Origin of the sequence: Kitasatospora nipponensis (genome assembly GCF_039528135.1) — a bacterium.
GTDB lineage: Bacteria > Actinomycetota > Actinomycetes > Streptomycetales > Streptomycetaceae > Kitasatospora > Kitasatospora nipponensis.
Genome location: NZ_BAAALF010000850.1, coordinates 1 through 312, shown reverse-complemented (window position 1 = coordinate 312; position 312 = coordinate 1). Strand labels below are relative to the sequence as shown.

At 67.9% G+C, this 312-nt stretch carries 1 pseudogene; it reads left to right on the top strand.

Going from position 1 to position 312, the window contains the following annotated elements:
• Positions 1-312 (top strand): annotated as a pseudogene (locus ABD323_RS43680) (type VII secretion protein EccB); the annotation flags it as partial.

Sequence of the window (312 nt, the reverse complement as noted above, 5' to 3'; positions counted from 1 at the left end):
ACGACCTCCCGAACGAGACGCCGACCGGAAAGGCCGTCAACCACGAGGGCCGGAACCGGTTGTGCAGCACCTTCGAGGGGATGGACGGCAACAAGATCAAGCGGTCCGTCTGGGCCGACACCGAGTACCCGACGAAGATCGATCCCGGTGCCGCCAGCGCCCGGGTCTCGCCCGGCCACGGGCTGCTGTTCCGTGCCCTGGACTCGAACGACCAGGGCGGCTCCGGCCGGAACTTCCTGATCACCGAGACCGGTCTGCGCTACCTCGTGCCGGCCAACAACGACGGTGGCAAGGCCGGTGCTTCTGCTTCGG